Here is a 274-nt window from a genome sequence, read left to right as displayed (position 1 = left end):
CGTTACCGCCGGACTGCCAAACGTCAGCGAGCTGGTTGATATGGTTTACGAGTATTGCCGGAAGCGAGGCCTGTATCCGGATGCGGAGTCTTATCCGTGGAAATCAAACGCGCACTACTGGCTGGTTACCAACCTGTATCAGAACATGCGGGCCAATGCGCTTACTGATGCGGAATTACGCCGTAAGGCCGCAGATGAGCTTGTCCATATGACTGCGAGAATTAACCGTGGTGAGGCGATCCCTGAACCAGTAAAACAACTTCCTGTCATGGGC

Annotated in this window: 1 protein-coding gene; it reads left to right on the top strand. The window is 53.3% G+C overall.

Translation table 11 applies throughout. From position 1 onward, the window contains the following. On the top strand, window positions 1-274 hold a 274-nt coding region (locus MKD49_RS25925; protein ID WP_252697730.1), incomplete at both ends, for a replication protein P.

The organism is Herbaspirillum sp. WGmk3 (genome assembly GCF_023952535.1).
Taxonomy (GTDB): domain Bacteria; phylum Pseudomonadota; class Gammaproteobacteria; order Burkholderiales; family Burkholderiaceae_D; genus Herbaspirillum; species Herbaspirillum huttiense.
The sequence above is the reverse complement of the archived record's forward strand: the minus strand, read 5'-3'. Positions and strand labels throughout refer to the sequence as shown.